The organism is Paenibacillus sp. J31R109, assembly GCF_059692055.1.
In genome coordinates this window covers 1,000,942-1,020,881 of the sequence record NZ_JCAUAR010000002.1, presented here as the reverse complement: position 1 = coordinate 1,020,881, position 19,940 = coordinate 1,000,942, and the positions used below count along the sequence as shown (strand labels likewise).

The window sequence follows — 19,940 nt, the reverse complement described above, 5'->3', positions numbered from 1 at the left end:
TTTTTATCTTGATATCGGATATTCGTGTTACACTGGAAGGAATTGAGATCAGAGCGAGGTTGATGCAGATTGAACGTCGATTTGGAAGCTTACGATAAAGAGAGAGTGGATTATTCAAATCCGAATTTGCGCTTGAAAATTTGGGGGATTCACCATCCAGCCATTCATTCAGACTTATATGGACCATGGCATTACCATGAGGAAGTGGAATGGATTCTTATTCTTCAGGGATCGATGACAATGGAAACGACACAACGAGCGTACAAGCTAGAAACGGGAGATGTTGTCTTGTTTGGCTCCAATGAAATTCATCGCTCCCACAAACATATGGAACAGGAATTAACCTATCTCGTTTGTCATGTCGACATGGCGGCGTTCATGGATCAGACTTTGATGCCTTATTTTGCCGCTTGGACGGGACGATCTGCCAACCTGACGCGACTAAACAGCCTCTTCAGCAAGTACCCGCAATGCAGGACGGACATCAGTCAGTTATTAAACGATTTGTTGGAAGATATGACAACGAAGCAACGAGGATACGAGCTATCTGTTAATGCTACGTTGAAACGGCTTCTCTATATCCTGGTCAAATATGACGATGAGCACGTTATCGTCCCTATGGATCCGCAGTTTGCCTTGAAACTTAGCCCAGCACTCGACTACATTGAGCAATTGTTGGAGGATAGATGCCAGCTTGAGGATGTTAGCTCCAAGCTGAATTACAACAGTAGTTATTTTGCCAAAATGTTTAAGAAAGCGATGGGAATCACTTTCACGGAGTATGTTCAACTTCGTAGAATGAAACGAGCGGAGCAGCTTCTGCTAACGGAGTCATCTTCCATTACTGAAATCAGCGCTAAGGTGGGCTTTGTTAGTCCGGCTCAATTTTATCAATTATTTAGAAGGCACTATGGCTGTTCTCCGAAGAAATATATGTCGAGGCGTAATCTTTTTGTAGGAGATTAAGTACAAATAATCTGAACATAGTGCAAGCATTACCAATAACGACTTCTCTATGATAAGGGATGAGAAAGGAGAGGTGAGGCATGAAAATAGGTATTGTGGGTCTGGGGTTCATCGCACTAACCGAATATTTGCCAGCGTTAATGCAGATGAAGGATATCGAGATTGTATGCGTTGTGGACCCTGACCAGACGCGGTTAAGTGACGTATCAAGGAAATACCATATACCCAATCTTTTCAGCAATGTGGACGAGCTTTTGAATATCGATTTGGATGCGGTACTTGTGTTAACGCCTTATCAGGCTACGTACCAGATTGTTCGGACATTGCTTGAGCATGGCATTGATGTGCTTAGTGAGAAGCCGATGGCAGAGACGTTAGAGCAGGCGGAGGAGCTCGTCAAGCTTGGAGAGCGCAAGCAAGCGATCTATATGGTTGGACTCAATCGAAGATTTGCTGGCCCTTTCCTCGAAGCTAAGCAAGTCGTAAGGGCAGGCCAAATTGAACTGATTTCCGTGGAGAAGGTCAAACATATGACCTATTTCAGAGATAAGCCTATGATGGATTTCGGCATCCATGCACTGGATACGTTGCTTTGGTTGAGTGAGGGCCGAGTAACGGCATGTTCCGTGAACAGCACTTTTGGACCAGATGGAAGAGAGTCTACTGTTCAAGCGCAGTTTACCTTTGACAACGGGATTAAGGGTCATTTCTTAATGAGCGGCTGTGCAGGGATGTGGGAGGAGACCGTTAAGCTGTATGGTCAAGGGACCACTGTGGAAATACAGGCTCCAAATATCCTTAAAGTAAAAGAAGGATACCAAATCACAGAGAAGGTATTTGGGTTGGCCGGACCTGGTAGCAGCGGTAATTCTTTTGGCTTTCGCCAGCAGTTACAACATTTCGCAACTTGCGTACAATCGAGAGAAGAGCCATTAACTACAGGCCGAGTAGCACTCTATACCCAACAAGTGATGGATATGCTTTATAAGCAGATGGGGAAGTAGCGCTAGGCTGAAAGAAACACAATTTTACTTAAAATAGTGCAAGTATTCATGTCCATAATTTGTTAATATAAATGGTGGAACTCCGAATGATAGGAACAAAATAATTATAATATAGAAGGGCTGTGTGGTAAAAATGGAGGCACAAAAGACGAAGCGTTTGTATGCGGGTAATACTTCTCATTTATATGAGGTGCAATCGGATTGGCTTCAAGTTCCATCTACCGTTGAGCTTGGCTATACCCACGGCATCGTGACGGACAAAAACGACCGTGTCTATATTTTCCATACTGGCAAGCCCAGTGTCTTAGTTTTTGAATCAGATGGCAGCTTTGTTACGGCATGGGGCGAGGAATTCGCGGGCGGAGCTCACGGTTTCTATTTACATCAGGAGCAAGAGGGCGAATTTCTTTATGTGACGGATACGAAACAGGGTATTGTTGTGAAGACGACACTGGCAGGGGAGAAGTTACTTACGATTGGCGTTCCAGATCGACCTGATATTTATGATGATGAACGAAAATATGTGCCAACTGACGTGGCAGTCGCACCTAACGGTGACATCTATGTTTCGGATGGCTATGGACAAAGTTGGGTACATCAATTTACAGCGGATGGCGAATATTTGCGTTCATGGGGAGGCAAAGGTTCTGAGCTCGGTGAATTCAAATGTCCGCACGGTATTTCGATCGATCTGCGCAGAAGTGAACCTGAAATTTATGTGGCTGATCGAGGCAACCATCGTATTCAGGTTTTCACCCTAGATGGTTCATTTATACGCAGCTTGGATGATGATTTGGATATGCCTTGCTCCTTTTTCTTTCATGGTGAGGAAATGTACATTCCTGATCTATACTCACGTGTTAGCATATTTGATGGCCATGACAGACTCGTTGCACATCTTGGCGAGGATCGGCAAGCGAAGGGGCAAGAAGGTTGGCCTAACATTAGCAAATCCTATTATCGTGACAATAAATTGAGTTCACCGCATGGGGTTTGTGTCGATTCTCAAAGCAATGTGTACATTGCGGAGTGGGTCATCGATGGGCGGATTACGAAGTTGGTACGCGTATAAACAGTTGAATGTCTTATGTATTGAAACCGCGCTGGTGTGCGGTTTTTTTTGACGTCTAAAGAATTTGTATGGTTTGGATTTTTTGGTTCCCATTCAGCATCTCGATAGGAACAGAGAACTGCAAAAATACATCTTTTTTAAGGAGAATAGACCGTTTATCGAGGAATTGCTGCGAAAATACATCCTTTTTTCCCATTATTCCATAAAAAGGGTAAATGCGGTGGAAAAAGATGCACAATTGCATCTTTCCTAATTGAACACGACTTCTCTAGTGGAAAAAGATGCAGATTCGCATCCTTTTTTTAGATTCTGACTTTCCGAGGACGAAGTAAGCATTTCATAAAATAAAGCAAGAAAATCATAACAAACTGAATGTTCGCTATGGCACGCTTCGTTACAATAAAAGCGTATCGAAGGAAGGGAGCCAAACCATGAAAACATCCATTGAAAACATGCTACAAGGGGTCATGTCCAGAAATCCGCTGAGTATTAATACGGACTGGGATGGTTCATTATTGATTACTGCGCTGCTAGCGTGGGGTGAGGCGACAGGAGACAGCAAATACGGGGAATTTGCAGCGAAATGGTTCAAGTTTCATCAGGAGAATGATCATTCACTGACGGATGCTGAGTTTTACAGCGGTTATACAGGGATCAAGTCCAAAATCTTGCGTGAAGGTCCGATTCCTTTTACTGCGTATTGCGGCCATTGGGGGCTTGCCTACACATCACCAGGATTAGCAAAGCTATCGCTTGGTACTGGACCAGCAGATGTTGCGGATGCGATTGCCAGCTATATTTTACACCGAGCTTCGCGGAGCGCGCATGGCTGCGTATATCACGATGATGATGCTAATTTCGTGATTCCAGATACCTGTTACTTTGCGTCGCCTATTCTGGCTATTGCAGCTAAGCTTACAGGCAAAGCGTTCTATCTGGAGCAGGCTGTTCACCAGCTGCGCGCGTACACCGCTCTATTTCACAATCAAGAAAATGGACTTGCTCACACGCTTTGGTCGCACGAAGGATTGCCCAATAAGTATTGGAGCAGAGCAAGCGGCTGGTTAGGCGGAGCCTTGGTTAATACACTGAAGTACATGGATCCCAATCATGAAGAATATGAAGGATTTGCAAATGCCCTGCGAAAGCTAGCCAAAGGCGTTGTGGGTGTCCAACGAGATGACGGAGGCTTCCACTTGTTGCTTGACCGATCAGACACGCCAGTAGATTGCACGGCGCCATCCATGTTGGCTTTAGTACTCAGAGATGGTGTGCAACTCGGCATTCTAGCTTCGGAATATGAGGATGCAGCAAAGCGTGCATGGGAGGCATCAGCACGATTCGTAACGGAAGAAGGGCGACCAACGCGCGCTTATACAGGGTGGGCTAAACCTGCCATCGTCGATGGATTTGGGGAGAATAACTTTGATAGTCCACGTGATTTTGTGATTGGATTAATTCTTTTAGCTGGCGCCAGCTTTGAAACTGCACAAGCTAATCAGGGGGTAGGTACGAAGTGAACTTGTTTCAACTGCAGGATCAGCATGCGTTAATTACTGGAGGCAATAAAGGCATCGGTCGAGCCATTGCGCTAATGCTTGGCGCACAAGGCGTGAAAGTGGCGCTTAGTTACCTCACCAATCGTGAAGAGGCCGAACAGGTTGTCACTGATATTCGTGCAGCCGGCGGGACGGCCATCGCTATTCAAGCTGATGTTACGCAGCCATCGGATATTGAAAGAGGAGTAAGCAGCGCGGAGGCAGCGTTTGGTGGCAGTATCGATATTTTGATCAACAATGCCGGCCATCTTATTCAGCGTTGCGCGAACAGTGAAATGACAGAAGACTTATATTCGCGCATTATGGATGTCAATTTTAAAGGAACGGTCTTTACAAGCAAAAGGGTTATTCCAGGCATGAAAGCCAAAGGACACGGACGGATTATTAACTTGACATCGCTGGCAGCACATAATGGCGGCGGACCTGGAGCGACGATTTATGCAGCAAGCAAAGCAGCCGTAATTACGTATGCTAAGGGGTTGGCAAAAGAATTGGCAGCAAGCCAAATCACCGTGAATTGTGTATCGCCCGGCTTTATCGGACAGACAGCCTTCCATGCAACATTCACTTCGGATGAAGCGCGTAAGGCAACCGTTAATGGCATTCCATTAGGACGGGAAGGCACGCCTGATGATGTTGCTGGTGCGGTGTTATATCTCGTTTCCAGCTTGGCTGATTATGTAACGGGAGAAACAATTGAAATTAATGGCGGCATGTTCATGCGCTAAGCGAATAAGAGGAGGCATTAAACATGACACAAACGCAAGCACAAACACAAGAAATTACGATTGCCGGATATACGGGGAGTGAACTGGAAGAAAAGCTGTATGCTGCCGTCGTTTCTGATATCTTGGACGATCTAGGATATCGTCACCAAACGTTAGACTGTGGCATTCGCGCGCTGGATCCATCCTTGAAGCTTTTCGGAAGAGCCTTTACCGTGCTGGCAGCTGAAGTGTTTGAAATCCCTAAGGAACCATACAAGCTGCAAATGGAAGCGGTAGACAGCATGAAGCAAGGTGAGATCTTCGTGGTGCATACCGGTGCCCCCAATCATGCGGCATTCTGGGGCGAACTGCTTTCAACGGCCTGTCGTGCTAGAGGTGGCCGAGGTGCATTGGTAGACGGACTCAACAGAGACAGCGGTAAAATTTTGGATATGCAGTTTCCCATGTATTCGCGCGGTCAACAGCCAACGGATTCTAAAGGACGCATAGATGTGATTGGGTATCAAATTCCTGTAAAGATTGGCGGCGTGGTCATTCAACCAGGCGAACTGATTGTCGGGGACCGTGATGGCATTGTCGTTGTTCCACGAGAAATTGAAGAAGAGGTAATCAAGTTAGCGATTGAGAAGGCTGAGGGTGAGAACTTAGTTCGGGAAGCGTTGCAGCAGGGTATGTTGTGTACGGATGCATTTAAAAAGTTTGGCATCCTGTAAGCGTTGGTGGGATTGCATCTTGATGCAAGTTAAGTTGATAAACCTCCAACACAGTGCGAAAATGAGAGGATGAAACCTAGCATGTTAATCAGCAGGAGGCGTCCTCTCATGGAACCTATTCTTTATAAACTGAAGGACTACACGTCAGACCATTTTCCTTTTCAATTGCGATTGCGAAATAATGAAAATATGAGAAGTGATGTACATGCGCACGACCAGTTCCAAATCTGTTATGTGCTGAAAGGCAGCTGCAAGAATCGAATACGCGATAATGAAGCTGTGCTGATGAAAGGGGATTTGTTCTCCATCCCCCCTTTTCTTGAGCACTCTTTGTCGATGATTCCAGGGAAAGAAGTTGAGCTGGTCCAAATCGATTTTTCACCGACATTCATTAATGAAAGTATGCATGATTTGACGACGATGAACAGTTTTGTTGATTTTACCTATTTGCAGCCTATTCTAGCTATTGGTGACAAGCAGCTTCCCAAACTGAACATCTCCAGCTCAAATCAATTGAAAGTTGAAGATCTGATTGCCAATATGCAGCAGGAATTAGGGGAGAAGGATGAAGGCTATCCGTTAGCTATACGAGCTGATCTGCTTCGGCTGCTCATTATCGCGGGTCGAGAGTTCCGTAATTTTGTTGAGAACCGCAAAGAAGGAACGACCATCCACATTCACCGCAAGGCCTTTTTCGATACGGTCACATTTATTAAGCAAAATTTCCACGAAGAATTAAAACTCGATAGTTTGGCAGAAATGGCGGCAATGGCGCCTACTTACTTTAGCCATATGTTCAAGACCATGTTGGGTCTTACTTTGACAGAATATATCAACAATCTACGGATTCATAAGGCTATGGAGTTGTTAAGAGGGACAGATCTCAATGTCACAGAAATCCAATACTATGTTGGTTTTAATCATGCTGGACACTTCAATCGTATGTTTAAGAAACTAACGGGTGTAACGCCTATGCAATATAGAAAAGAGTTATAAGGTTCATGATTAGAATCGAACAATTGACCATATATTCTGCCTTATCGTCCATTTACTCCTTATAAAATCAGCGTATAATCAAAAATATAAATCATCTTATTTTCCACATTCGGCCGATTGGGGAATCTACGAACAAGGAGAGATTCGTATGAGCCTTCCTGAATATATCCCAACTCTCATCATCGGAGCTTCGTTGCGAGGATTGGGTATTGCTTTCCGTAAAGGAAAAGAAGCCATTACTTTGGAAATGACAAGTGGTGTTGGTAATGAATTTATAAGAAGCTATAAATGGACAGATGCTGTCTATGAAACCGTCACACCTCTTGGACAACGGATGACACAGGAGTGTATCGAACGTAATTTACGAACCGCTATGAATACTAAATTACACTTGCCAGGACTTATGCATGTGTTAATGCATCATATATCCCAAGCCAAGCTTGATGTAAGATTGCAAACGGCTGTGGTTGAAGTGAAGCGCTTACTCCATCAGTATGAGGTCACTTGCTATGATGCCTCGGGATTGCGAACCATAATCACGGATGAACTCATTGATACAACAGCACGATGCAGTACGAAGCCCGAGTCGTATTCACCCACTGCAAGGAGTCTAAATATGCTCATTCAGGGGTATCAAGATACGATGGGTCAGCCAAGTGACGACGATTTAAGGGAATACACAGTTAAAAAAGGCCGATTTGCCTCACAAGTTGTGCTAAAATATCCCGTCTCCATTGGTACGGATTGGGCGTCTGCTCGCAATGAGCTATTCCATTTTTGGCTAAATAGGCCGGATTCGATAAGGGATTGTGCCTTCGTAACGCATGCTGATGAGTTTGAAATGAGTTATTCGTTGCCTCGCTACGAATTATCCTCCTCTTGGCACTGGTTGCCATCCGCCTATTATGAGGACCAGTTTGAGGCCTTTGAGCAAGGGTATGAGGGGGACGCACGATGAACTTACATGAGAAGCAAGCTGGTCAGCTCGTGATTAAGCCCATGAAGGAGCTTGAACTGCAGGATCACTACGATGTCATTGTCGTTGGGCTTGGCACTGCAGGTTCTATGGCTGCGTTAGGTGCAGCACGTAAAGGACTGCGCGTACTTGCCATTGAGCGGCTGAACATGATAGGCGGCACCGGTGGTCCTGGCGGCGTGTACGCTTATTATTACGGAAACCGTGGAGGACTTTTCGAGAATATTGATCGTGAGGTAACCCGCCTTCAAAAGCAGAAAGATTTTGTCTCGTTCACCTCCGTTCACGCGGAGTTAAAAAGCTGGGTTGGTGAACAAGAACTGCTGAAATCAGAGGTAACCGTTGAATATGAATCATACGTCATTGGCGTTTATATGGAGGCCAATAAGGCAGTTGGACTACGTTGGTGCTCACCCTTGGGCATTCATCATACTTCTGCGAAAGTGATCATTGATAGTACAGGCAATGCCGAAGTTTGCGAGCTGGCAGGCTGCGATTTCCAATCGGGACGCGAACTCGATGGCCAATCGCAACCATTTTCCAATGTATTGATGAAAATGTCTGCCAATTATCGCATATCCAATTTCTACACTGATTCCGGGTATATCGATGTAGCTGATCCCAACGATGTGACTCGTGCAATTATCGAATCTAATCTATTAGGCACACATCTCGAAAAGTCGTATAGCGAGGAACATTTGCTGTTAAAGACGACACAATTACTGGGCATTCGTGAGAGCCGGAATATTATTGGGGAAGAGCAAGTTGTTTTCCAACAATTTCTGGCGGATGAGGGCACGCAAGAACCGATATTTTATGCCTTCTCTAACCTAGACAATCACGGAAAAGATATGGCATTTGAAAGTGAGACGCAACAAAATTGGTTAGTAGCTGCCAGCTTATTCGGCTTGAATTTGAACGTGCCTGTGCCGAGGGGAGCGTTGATTCCTAAAGGGTATGATGGACTATTAGCAGCTGGCCGCTGTATATCACTGGATCATGATATTGCCTCTTGCGTACGCCAACGAAGAGATATGCAGAAATGTGGTGAGGCAGCAGCCAATATGGCGTATTTGTCCATCAAGGGGGAAATGCCACTGAAAGCAGTCTCTTATTCTGAGTTGCTGCCGATGCTGCTTGAGACCCATTGTTTGAAGCCTGAATTGAAAATGGAGTACCGGGATATAACTCCGCAAGAAGATGGTAATCTTGTGGTAGTACCAACCTCCGAATGGTTGACTGACTTCGATGAGTTGAAGGCGGGGTTAAGCAGTGACAAGTCAGGTATTGCGATATGGTCCGCCTATCGTCATGGAGCGAGCGCTGTAGATAACTTAGTTGCGTGGACGCTTCAGCAGGAGAATCATTTGCTGCGAAAAAACAGCGCGATAGCGCTGGGACTGCTCGGTGAATCCGCTTCATTGGTGAATCTCCGTGAAATGGTCTACCAAAGAGATCTTTATTTGCCGCTTTCCAGTAGAAAATATAACCAACCTCACGTTTTTGCAGCCATCTACTTGCTAGGCAGGATGAAAGATACAGTCATTATGCCCGAACTTCTTACCTTTATGAAGGATGATAGCTTTATAGGGGAAATAGAAGTCGACAAGCACAATGATGAATTTATTTTTGATAACCAAGAACTATATTTCCAATTCTTCTCCTTCTCCATGATGGCAGCCTTACGAATTGCGGAGCAACACACGGAGTGGCGAGCAGCGATCCAACAAATCATCGATTCCCGTTTTGCTGATCCGACATTCGAACTTTCCATTACGCTCAAAACACATATTAAAGAAGCAAAGGGATTCCTCAAAAAAGCGATGCGAAACAGCGTTGAATCTATTTACCAAAGGATGACGCAGCACTGGAGTTGACCGAATAGCAAGGCAGTACTCTCTTTTAGAAGAGGGTGCCGCCTTGCTTGCATTTGTCCCTAGCTGGAGGAAAGGAAGTCACGATGGATCAAATATTCATGAATCGGTTTATGCCAAGAATCAATGCTGTTCTCATACGTGATGAGCAGCACTGGCGAGCTAATAACAATGAAGTATTTAAGGCAGCAACGCAGTTTTGCAATCTGGGTCTAGTGCTTAGTGGAGAAGGTGTGATCGAACTTGATGGACACATGTATCAGCTGCATCAGGGATGTTTTTATCACATCTCGCCTCCAGGCCGAAGAATGAGTTTTCGCTCTAATCCGGCTTCCCCTTTAATCTATATAGCCGTTCATTTTGATTATCGTTTACTGCAATGGGAGGGTCTCGACATGATCTCTAGAGAATCCTTTGCGGCACTGCCGCTTCCACATGTGATATTGCTGCAAAATTACATGAGTGCACTGGAACATTTTCGAGCGCTGCACAGTCTTTGGAACGATAAGCCTTCTGGGTATGAATGGCGTGCCAGATTAAGTTTCATTCAGTTATTGGACAACATCGAGTCGTGGCAAGGATCTTCCAGCAAAGCTGAGATAAAAGTGATAGAATCGGTAAGGCTTGCCATGGAACATGTGCATACATCGTATAGACAACCGGTTACACGGGAGGAAATGGCCAAGCGCTGTACGATGTCAGTCAGCCATTTCTCCGTCTTGTTCAAGAAGCATACCGGCTATAGTTATGTTCAGTATATTCACAGAGTTCGCCTAGATCTGGCTAAGGATCTGCTGCGTAGTTCTCAGGCGTCGATTAATCACATTGCAAATGAACTTGGCTATGAAGACGCTTTGTATTTTACCAAATTGTTCACGAGAGAAGTGGGGTTATCGCCGAGATTATATCGGAAAGGATAGATATGCCAGTCCAATACAGGAGAAAGCGGAACAATCCATGTACCCAAAATAAAAAATGCCAGCTCCCTATTAAGTGGAGCTGGCATTTTTTATATACAGAATACTTGTACTAGGAGGGTTTGGATTGACTGAATATCGCTAAATAAACAACTTCGTCGCTGATCGGGATAAGCGTATGCTTCTCAATCGAGTCGAAGTATAAGCTGTCACCAGCCTTCAGAATGTAATCCGTGTTTCCAACCTTGTACCGCATCTCCCCTTCCAGCACATAGACGAATTCTTCTCCGACGTGGCTGTACAAGGATCCGCTCTCATAATCTATTTTTTTGGCCGTAAACAAAAATGGCTGCATCATTTTGTCGCCGCGTTCTACAGCAAAGGCAAAGAAGGAATAACCCTTATCCGTTTTAACCAATTTTGATTTGCTCACAGATGAGGAGGTATAGATGCTGCCCGTCTGCTGCTCATCATCAAGCAAAGTAGACACTTTCGTCCCTAACGCATCTGCGATTTTGACTAATGTGGCAATGGGGGGAACTGTTTTGCCGTTCTCAATTTTGGAAAGCAAGCTTTTGGAGAAGCCGCTAATGGTGGCAACGTCCAGCAAGCTGCGATTCTGTTCTAGTCTCAACTTTTTAATTCGGGCTCCAAGATCCATCTTGTGGTTGCTCCTATAAAATGAAATTGAGTTTATCATAACGAAACAAAGTAGAATCAGTCAAGCTTTTGGATACATGTAAAAATAGGATTGATTTATTCAACTAAGTTGAATACAATGAAATTAGATTTAATAACTAACGATTAGGAGATGACTGTAACATGGCAACTATTACAAGTTTGACGGACGAGAAACACGTGCTTGATCTCGATTGGGGGAAAATTCAATGGTTATGTGGTCAGGAAATTGATCCTGAATGTGAAATGACGTTCGGGATGGTCTATATCCATGCGGGAGCCGAGAATAACAAGCATTATCATCCGAACTGTGAGGAATTTATTTTCGTACTTTCTGGGGAATGTGATCACACATTAGGCGATGAAAGCTTTCACTTGAAACCTGGGATGATGCTGCGCATTCCAAGAGGTGTGTGGCATAATGCCAAAGCAACCAGCTGGGAACCTTGTCGCATGATGATTATGTATTCCGCACCTGATCGACAAACAATCGGGGAATAGAGGCGTTCAATGTGATGAAGAAGAAAGCTGTATTAATTGCTGCACTGGATAGCAAGGGAGCAGAGTTCGAGTTCATTAGAAACAAGTTAGTTAAGCTTGGGGTTGAAGCATATGTCGTCAATGTTGGTGTGTTAGGCGATCCACTGTTTGAGCCGGATGTGCACAGCGATGAGGTAGCCAGATTAGCAGGAACTTCCTTGCAGCAACTGAGAGACGAACAAGATCGAGGCCGGGCAGTTACGGCCATGTCGCGTGGCGTGGCGCTGCTGCTTCCTGAGCTAATCAAGCAAGGGTTTGTTGGAGCCGTATTCGGAATGGGTGGAACGGCTGGCACGTCCGTAAGCGCTTCCGCTATGCAGGCCATTCCTATCGGGATCCCGAAGCTGCTCGTTTCTACCGTTGCCTCAGGGGATACTAGACCCTATGTAGGCGTCACCGATATTACAATGATGCATTCGGTCATCGACATTGCTGGGATAAATACGTTGTCCAAGCAAATTTTAAGCAATGCCGCTTATGCTTTGGCAGGCATGGTTCAAGGTGCGAATGAACAAGTGCTTGATGCAACCGTTGAAGATGGTAAACCCATGCTCGGGATGACGATGTTCGGAGTCACAACCCCTTGCTGCAATCGGGTGCGTGAGCGACTGGAAGATGAGGGCTTCGATGTGCTCGTGTTTCATGCAACGGGGTCTGGAGGCCGAGCGATGGAAGCACTCATACGGGCTGGATTTATCCGAGGTGTATTGGATATCACGACCACGGAACTAGCAGATGACCTTGTTGGTGGCATTTTTAGCGCCGGTCCCCATCGGCTGGAAGCAGCGGGGGAAGCAAAGATTCCGCAACTTGTATCTGTAGGTGCACTTGATATGGTCAATTTTGGTCTTCCGAATACGGTGCCAAGCCAATTTGCAGACCGCCAATTTTATCAGCATAACCCGACTACGACACTCATGCGGACGACTGTCCAAGAAAATGAAGAGCTAGGCCGTAGATTGGCGGTTAAGTTAAATAATAGCCAAACGCCAACTGTCTTCCTTTTCCCGCATGGAGGGGTTTCACTGTTGGATACAGCAGGGAATGCCTTTGAAGGGGTCGCGGAGCGTGAAGCACTATATCGGGGAATTACAGAAACATTACAGGCCAATATTCCCGTCGTTGCTGTGGATCGTGATATAAATGATCCTTATACAGCAGAGATGATGGTTAAACACTTTTTGCAATTGTATCGTTCATCTTAATAAACGGAAGAGAGGTTACGTGCATGTCAAGACAGGAACGTATAGCGGGATTCAAGGCCAAGATCGCGGAAGGAAAACCGATCATCGGGGGAGGTGCTGGTACCGGATTATCTGCGAAGTGTGCAGAAGAAGGTGGCATTGATCTTATTATTATTTATAATTCAGGCAAATACCGCATGGCAGGGCGCGGTTCATTAGCAGGCTTAATGCCCTATGGGGATGCCAATCAGATCGTAGTCGAGATGGGAGCAGAAGTACTCACAATCGTACAGCATACACCCGTTTTGGCAGGTGTGTGTGGGACGGATCCTTTTAGGAGAATGGACGTATTCCTACCTGAATTGAAGCGGCTGGGTTTCGCCGGCGTTCAAAATTTTCCAACCGTTGGGTTGATCGATGGGGTATTCCGTCAGAACCTAGAAGAGACTGGAATGGGGTACGATCTTGAGGTGCAAATGATTGCCCAAGCGCATCAACTCGGACTTTTGACGGCACCTTATGTGTTTAACGAAGAGGATGCGGTGAAAATGGCGCAAGCAGGCGCGGATATTCTAGTCGCACACGTCGGTCTTACGACCAAGGGAGCGATTGGGGCTAAGACGGCTTTGACGCTAGATGAATCGGTTGAGCTCGTACAACGCATCCATGATGCGGGGAAAGCAATCAACCCGGACATTATCGTCCTGTGCCATGGGGGACCGATCTCTGAGCCAGAGGATGCCGTGTATGTGCTAGAGCGTACCCATGGGGTAGCAGGATTCTTTGGCGCATCGAGTATTGAACGACTTCCAACGGAGAAAGCGATCACGAACCAAGTACGCAGTTTTTCCGAGATGTTAAACGTATGACATATCAAAGGGAGTTTGAACAAAGACTATCGGTCGCAATCATTGGGGTAGGTAATCATGCCTATCGTAATATTCTTCCTTGCATGCATTACTTACCCGTGCACATAAAGGCTGTCTGTGATGTGAATGAAGATTTGGCGAAACGCACGGCACAACAGTTTGGATGCAAAGCGTACACTAGCGCTGCGGACATGTATGAACAGGAAGAGTTAGATGCTGTATTTCTTTGTGTCTCACCTCAGCACCATCCTCAACTTGCCATGGAAGCCTTCGAGGCAGGGGTTCATGTATGGATGGAAAAGCCAGCTTCTATGCGTGTTCACGAGATTGAAGAAATGATCGAAAAGCGGAGAGATTTGGTTTCGGTTGTTGGTTTCAAAAAAGTATTCATGCCTTCGACGCAAAAGGCGGTCGAAATAGCGCAGTCTCCGGAATATGGTGGATTGAAGTCTATCCTTGCTGTATACCCGATGAGTATGCCGCAGAACGGCAAGCAAATTCTTGCAGATCGTGCGTTTACCAATTGGTTGGGGAATGGTATCCATCCATTGTCCCTCATGCTCGCGGTTGGCGGTGATGTGGAAGCCGTCACTGTCCATCACAGTCCGAACGGACATGGCGTGTGTTTGTTGGATTATGCTAGTGGCATTGTAGGCACGTTCCATATGGCATCGGGTCCTAGCCCCATTGAGCAATATCGATTTTTTGGCGACGCTTGGCATTTAGAAATTGATAACTCGCTGCGCGTAAAGCTGCAGAGGGGCATTCCCTTCAATTACAATGTGACCCATCAGTACATCCCAGAGGGGACGGATACGGGAGCGATTGTATGGGAACCGCAGAATCATTTGGGAACCCTCGAAAATAAATCTCTTTTTACCCAAGGCATGTATGGAGAAATGAAATATTTTTGCGATTGTGTGCTCACAGGTAAGCCAGCTATCAAAGGGTCACTAGAGTTTGCTCGTCAATTGATGAACATGTATGAGGCTGCCTTGCTGTCCGAAGGAAAAACGGTGGTCATTCCACACTAGTTCGGCAGGAATTAGTCCTTCCTTGGTAAATGTAATAGATACACATAATGAATCATAGGAGGCAGCTACTGTGGTGCAACTGACCATGTTATGCAATATGGCGGATTCCGATTTTATTACTGCTTTGGATACTCAGAAAAGTTGGGGCATAACCGTATTAGATCTCAAAACGAGCATTTATGGCAAGTCATTAATTGATTTGACAGTCATAGAAGCTGAACAAGCGGCAAAGGCGATTGCTGATCGAGAGATGTCCGTGTACTGTTTCTCCACCGAGTTATTTCATCGTGATATTGAACTAGGAGAAGCCTTTTTTAGAGATCATTTTTTGGCCAAAATCGAGCATCTACTCGTGTTAGCGCGCATTCTACAACCAACGGTAATTCGGCTGTTAGCAGCAACGACTCAGAAGAGAAGTGAGCTTCGCAACAGTATTCCTTATATAAAGAATGAGCACTCTTGGCTAATTCCCATGTATCGAGCTGCTATAGATAAAATTGCTGAAGCCGGATTCGAAGTGACCATTGAGAATGAATGTCGTAATTGCATATTCGCTTATCCGCAGGAAATTGTTGATTTTTTTGAAGAGTTAGATCGGTCGGAACGCGCCTATTTTACGTATGATGTGCAGAATTTATGGCAAATGGGAACTTTTCCTACACTAGCCGTGTACCGTGAACTGGCCCCGATTATTGGTTTTTATCACGTCAAAGGTGGTCAAACGGGTGGTGAGGGTGAGAAGTTGGTATGGAAATCAAGCCTAGAGGATGCCTCCTGGCCTGTAGCAGAGCTGACAAGGCAAGTCATCATGGATGGGAAAAGTCCCGTTATCTGCATTAATCCGTCTCATGGACAGGACAAAGCGGGTTATAACTATGAGCATATATTTAAAAGAGATCTTGATTTCTTAGTAAAGGAGATTAGCCAACTATGAGTATGAAACCAAAATTTATTTTGCTGGGAACAGGCGGATTTGGTCGATACTGGTGTAAGGATTTTCTGCCGAAAATTATCGGAGAAAATGGCATAGCCGAACTTGTGGCCGCCGTTGATGTAAATCCACAAGCTCATCAGAATGCGATTGAGTTTCTCCATCTAGACGCTTCGCAGTGCTATACCGATATTCACAAGGCGCTTCAGGAAAATCCATGCGATTTCGTTATTATTGTTTTGCCTGCTCATTTGCATGAGTACGCTGTAGATATTGCGCTATCGTATGATAAGCATATTTTGATGGAAAAGCCTATTTCCGATTCGATGGAGAGCTCTGCCAGAATTTATAATAAGGTCAAGCAAGCTGGCAAGAAAATGGCGATAACGAGCAGTCATCGCTTTGATCAAGACAAGCAAACGTTAACCCAATTAATTCAGTCGCAAATCTATGGGGCACCTCATTATTTAATTGGGCGCTTTACGTGTAACAATCGGGATGCGGTATCCAATCCGAGGGAGTATGCGCATCATCACTTTCTGATCTCCTCAGCCGTTCACCATTTCGATATTATCCGTTCCTTATCGGGGGCGAATGCGAAGACGGTGTACACACAATCGTGGAACCCAGCGTGGGCTGCATTTAAGGAGCATAGTACCGCACTCATTAACATTGAAATGGAAAATGGGGTTCGAGCCTTCTTCGAAGGCTCGAAATCAAACGCCACCCAGCTTAATGGCTGGACGAATGACTATTTCCGAGCGGAGTGTGAGTTGGCTACACTGGAGCTTGATCACCGTAAAATCACGGTGAGAAGCGATCTGGGCTATCCTCATCCGCAGCACGCGATTATCCCTTTATTACAACAAAAGGCTTGGAGACACACATGGTTAATCGAATTGTTCGTCAACTGGCTTCAAGGTGGCGAAGCTCCACCGAATAACATTGATGACAATATCCAATGTACGGCTTTACAATATGCTGCGATTGAGAGCGGCTTGACGGGCAGGATTGTGGATGTTCAGGATTTTTTACAGGGATATATGAAATAAATCATTGTTAGATAACTAGGTTGCTGGAAAAGTAGAAAAGGACTTGAGCGGTATTTCACGCTTGGAGTCCTTTTACACGTGATTGCGTCTGTTCAACAGCTATATTCGTACCCAATCTCCCATAAGATGCCTTGTAAAAAGAACCATCCAGCGATTGCAGGTACACTGCAGAAGGCTGGATGGTTTTACGTTTGTACTTATCGTTTATTATAACGATCCAATGCGCTTTGTTGAATTTTGATCGCTTCATCAATATTCAAGGATTTAAGCTTCTTAATAAAGGCATCATAGTTCTCGATAGGTTCTGCCCCCATAATGAACTTGTTGAACATTTCTCCCGTATACGTATTCACATCGCTCATAATGGAAGCGAATTTTGCGCTTTCTTCTGGTGAAGGTGTTACTGGCGGCATTTTCTTCTTATTGATGGCGTCACTCCAGTTCTTAACGGATGTCTTCAGAACCGGTGTAGTCCAGCTGTACTGTTCATTGTAGCGTACATCGATTAATTTAGGTGAACTACCGCCATATTTGGATAATGCTTGTGCCATCGGCAAGCCTTGTGGATTCTTCGTAATCAAATCCGTGTATTTGGGATAGCCGTTCTCCATCGTGTAGGAGACGCCTTCAATCCCAAAGTTAAATAATAAACTTCCTGCTTCACCGTAGCGATAATCCAGATATTTGACAGTTTCAATCGGGTTTTTGTTAGATTTGGTAATCGCTGCGCCTAATCCATTGAAGTAATTGATCTTTTGTCCAATTTCGGCGCGATCACCTTTCTTCAAAGTCGGATACGTAATACCTTGGAAGACAAATTTAGGATTCTTATCCTTCATCAGCTGATTGAATTTACCTACTCCGCCACCAGCAAGTACGATACTGGAACCAATGCGCTCGCCAGTTACCTTTGCATCAAATAGCTTCTCATCGTTCGTTGCATATTCAGGGTCTAACAAGCCTTCTTTATACCATTTTTGCAGCGTTTTCACGAATTCTTTAAATTCTGGTTGCGTGACGCCGTATTTCACTACGCCATTATCTTGATAAAACTCATGTCCAATTCCCCATGCACCAACCAGGAAGCTAGAATCTTTTAACCAGAAATCGGTGTTGATGTGAAAAGGAATTTCATCTGCTTTCCCATTGCCATTAGGGTCTTTCTCTTTAAAAGCCTTTAGAACCGTATACCACTCGTCTAGCGTTGTCGGTGCGCTCAAACCAAGCTTATCCAGCCAGTCCTGACGAATTGCTGGTCCTGTATACGTTAATTGCTCGTTTTTCAAACTAAGATCTGGGAAAGAGTAGATTCTACCACTATCTGTAGAAATTTGTTTCTTCACTTCAGGGTTTTCTTTGAGGATTTTACTCAGATTGGGGGCATATTTATCAATTAAGTCCTTGAGGTCTATGATAACCCCTTCGTTAATAGCTTTCTCAGGTCCGCCAGGGTATGACAGCCAATTGAAATCAATAACATCGGTTAGGTTATTGGACGCAACCATCAGATTTAAGGCTTGCTTCACTTGTTCGGGTCCGATCGGAGGGTGGGTATATTCGACTTTGACGCCGGTACGTTTCTCCAGCTCCTTATACATCTCTCTGTCATTATAATTTTTGGAGACAGGTGCGGCATTATTGTTCATTTCTAAGAAGTACGTAAGCTTGGTTAACGGCTGCGGCGTGCTGCTGCTTGAAGGAGTTGTACTGGTTTCAGCTGGCGTCGTTGAGTTGCTGCATGCACTTAACATGGCTGCTAGGAGTAAAATAGATGTGAAACCGATTGCATAATTCTTCGTCTTTGTGTTCATTCTTGTTTTCATCCCCTTAGTTTAAGTAGTTGGCTTACAACGCAAATATAGTGAAATTGGGCGGTGTTGACTACCATCCATATCGGATTCCAACTATCAGTTCTCTGCATTTGATGACAATCAATTGGTACTCTGCAAGGGCTGCAAGGCACATTACCCTTTGATTGCTCCAATCATAACCCCTTTAACGAAATACTTTTGTAAAAATGGATAGATGATCAGAATCGGTGTTGTCGTTACGATGATGGCGGCATATTTGATCGTACTAGCTACAAATGCTCGGTCATCGGTGGACATATTCGTGGTCATGCTGTCTGTACTATTGATGATGAGAATTTCACGTAGAATCATTTGCAGTGGATATAAATCGCGGTCCCTCAAATAGATGAGTGCATTGAAGTAAGCATTCCAATGACCTACGCCGTAGAATAAAATCATAACAGAGATAACCGGCATTGATAAAGGAAGGATGATGCGGAACAAGATGACCAAGTCGTTAGCACCGTCAATTCGCGCCGACTCTTCCAGGCTATCGGGAATGGCTTGAAACGATGTTCGCATAACAATTAGATTGAAGGTACCCACTAAGCCAGGCAAGATCAAGGCTAATCGCGTATCATATAAACCGAGATCATTAATAAGGAGATAGGTCGGAATTAGACCGCCACCGAAAAACATCGTAAACACGATAATCATCATGATCGGATCACGTAACATAACATGCTTTCTAGATAGGGCATAAGCTCCTAAGCTGGTAAAGAAAATATTAAGTACAGTGCCTGCCACGACATAGAATATGGTATTTAAATAACCAAATGTAATCATGGGATTACTGAACACGAGTCTGTAGCCTTCAAGGGAGAAGCCTGTGGGCAAGAACATGAGACCTCGCTGCTGTGCGAATTGTGCAGGCTCACTGAAGGAAGCCATTACGATATAGTAGAAAGGATAGAGGGTAACGAGACATAAGAATGAGAGTAACAAATAAGTAATACAATCAAAACTAACATCAGCAAGTGTTTTTTTCTCTTTCATG

19 protein-coding genes are annotated in these 19,940 nt (G+C 44.9%); 16 read left to right on the top strand and 3 right to left on the bottom strand.

Going from position 1 to position 19,940, the window contains the following annotated elements:
- Positions 1-69: 69 nt before the first annotated feature.
- The 10 genes from AC58QT_RS10065 (at position 70) to AC58QT_RS10020 (ending at position 10,808) form a co-directional block, all read left to right on the top strand.
- A complete protein-coding gene (locus AC58QT_RS10065; protein WP_497408802.1) occupies positions 70-966 on the top strand; it encodes an AraC family transcriptional regulator in 897 nt (298 codons plus the stop codon).
- Between the two features lie 80 nt (positions 967-1,046).
- Positions 1,047-1,970: a Gfo/Idh/MocA family protein gene (locus AC58QT_RS10060; RefSeq protein WP_497408801.1), complete on the top strand. Its 924-nt coding sequence runs from the start codon at positions 1,047-1,049 to the stop codon at positions 1,968-1,970.
- A gap of 133 nt (positions 1,971-2,103) precedes the next feature.
- On the top strand, positions 2,104-3,042 hold the full coding sequence (locus AC58QT_RS10055) for a 6-bladed beta-propeller (protein ID WP_497408872.1): 939 nt from the start codon (positions 2,104-2,106) through the stop codon (positions 3,040-3,042).
- A gap of 431 nt (positions 3,043-3,473) precedes the next feature.
- Positions 3,474-4,562: a glycoside hydrolase family 88 protein gene (locus tag AC58QT_RS10050; RefSeq protein WP_497408800.1), complete on the top strand. Its 1,089-nt coding sequence runs from the start codon at positions 3,474-3,476 to the stop codon at positions 4,560-4,562.
- Positions 4,559-5,329: an SDR family NAD(P)-dependent oxidoreductase gene (locus tag AC58QT_RS10045; protein ID WP_497408799.1), complete on the top strand. Its 771-nt coding sequence runs from the start codon at positions 4,559-4,561 to the stop codon at positions 5,327-5,329. Before AC58QT_RS10050 ends, AC58QT_RS10045 begins: the two co-directional genes overlap by 4 nt.
- A 23-nt stretch (positions 5,330-5,352) precedes the next feature.
- Positions 5,353-6,042 carry an RraA family protein gene (locus AC58QT_RS10040; RefSeq protein ID WP_497408798.1) on the top strand — a complete coding sequence of 230 codons (690 nt, stop codon included), beginning with the start codon at positions 5,353-5,355 and terminating at the stop codon, positions 6,040-6,042.
- A 108-nt stretch (positions 6,043-6,150) separates the two neighbouring features.
- Positions 6,151-7,038, top strand: a complete 888-nt coding sequence (locus AC58QT_RS10035) for an AraC family transcriptional regulator (RefSeq protein WP_497408797.1) — start codon at positions 6,151-6,153, stop codon at positions 7,036-7,038.
- A gap of 148 nt (positions 7,039-7,186) precedes the next feature.
- Positions 7,187-7,996 (top strand): hypothetical protein, encoded by an 810-nt coding sequence (locus AC58QT_RS10030; RefSeq protein WP_497408796.1) that lies wholly within the window; start codon positions 7,187-7,189, stop codon positions 7,994-7,996.
- Positions 7,993-9,891: an FAD-dependent oxidoreductase gene (locus AC58QT_RS10025; RefSeq protein ID WP_497408795.1), complete on the top strand. Its 1,899-nt coding sequence runs from the start codon at positions 7,993-7,995 to the stop codon at positions 9,889-9,891. Before AC58QT_RS10030 ends, AC58QT_RS10025 begins: the two co-directional genes overlap by 4 nt.
- An 83-nt stretch (positions 9,892-9,974) precedes the next feature.
- On the top strand, positions 9,975-10,808 hold the full coding sequence (locus AC58QT_RS10020; RefSeq protein ID WP_497408794.1) for a helix-turn-helix domain-containing protein: 834 nt from the start codon (positions 9,975-9,977) through the stop codon (positions 10,806-10,808).
- Between the two features lie 109 nt (positions 10,809-10,917).
- Here AC58QT_RS10020 and AC58QT_RS10015 read toward each other — a convergent pair whose 3' ends face one another.
- Positions 10,918-11,466, bottom strand: coding sequence for a helix-turn-helix domain-containing protein (locus tag AC58QT_RS10015; protein WP_497408793.1), 549 nt, complete (start codon positions 11,464-11,466; stop codon positions 10,918-10,920).
- A 161-nt stretch (positions 11,467-11,627) separates the two neighbouring features.
- Here AC58QT_RS10015 and AC58QT_RS10010 point away from each other — a divergent pair, with 161 nt between their 5' ends.
- The 6 genes from AC58QT_RS10010 to AC58QT_RS09985 all read left to right on the top strand — a co-directional run bounded on the left by AC58QT_RS10010 (position 11,628) and on the right by AC58QT_RS09985 (position 17,093).
- Positions 11,628-11,984, top strand: a complete 357-nt coding sequence (locus tag AC58QT_RS10010) for a cupin domain-containing protein (protein WP_497282727.1) — start codon at positions 11,628-11,630, stop codon at positions 11,982-11,984.
- Positions 11,985-11,998: 14 nt separating this feature from the next.
- Complete coding sequence (locus AC58QT_RS10005; RefSeq protein WP_497408871.1) at positions 11,999-13,228, top strand: Tm-1-like ATP-binding domain-containing protein; 1,230 nt, start codon at positions 11,999-12,001, stop codon at positions 13,226-13,228.
- A gap of 23 nt (positions 13,229-13,251) precedes the next feature.
- Entirely contained in the window at positions 13,252-14,076 is an 825-nt protein-coding gene (locus tag AC58QT_RS10000) for a phosphoenolpyruvate hydrolase family protein (RefSeq protein ID WP_497408792.1), read from the top strand.
- Positions 14,073-15,110, top strand: coding sequence for a Gfo/Idh/MocA family protein (locus AC58QT_RS09995; protein ID WP_497408791.1), 1,038 nt, complete (start codon positions 14,073-14,075; stop codon positions 15,108-15,110). Before AC58QT_RS10000 ends, AC58QT_RS09995 begins: the two co-directional genes overlap by 4 nt.
- 70 nt (positions 15,111-15,180) lie before the next feature.
- Complete coding sequence (locus AC58QT_RS09990) at positions 15,181-16,044, top strand: sugar phosphate isomerase/epimerase family protein (protein ID WP_497408790.1); 864 nt, start codon at positions 15,181-15,183, stop codon at positions 16,042-16,044.
- A complete protein-coding gene (locus tag AC58QT_RS09985; RefSeq protein ID WP_497408789.1) occupies positions 16,041-17,093 on the top strand; it encodes a Gfo/Idh/MocA family protein in 1,053 nt (350 codons plus the stop codon). The genes AC58QT_RS09990 and AC58QT_RS09985 overlap by 4 nt, the downstream gene beginning before the upstream one ends.
- Positions 17,094-17,290: 197 nt before the next feature.
- On the opposite strand, the gene AC58QT_RS09980 is transcribed toward AC58QT_RS09985, so the two are convergent.
- Complete coding sequence (locus AC58QT_RS09980; RefSeq protein WP_497408788.1) at positions 17,291-18,904, bottom strand: type 2 periplasmic-binding domain-containing protein; 1,614 nt, start codon at positions 18,902-18,904, stop codon at positions 17,291-17,293.
- A gap of 153 nt (positions 18,905-19,057) precedes the next feature.
- Positions 19,058-19,939, bottom strand: a complete 882-nt coding sequence (locus tag AC58QT_RS09975; RefSeq protein ID WP_497408787.1) for a carbohydrate ABC transporter permease — start codon at positions 19,937-19,939, stop codon at positions 19,058-19,060.
- Between the last annotated feature and the right edge of the window lies 1 nt (position 19,940).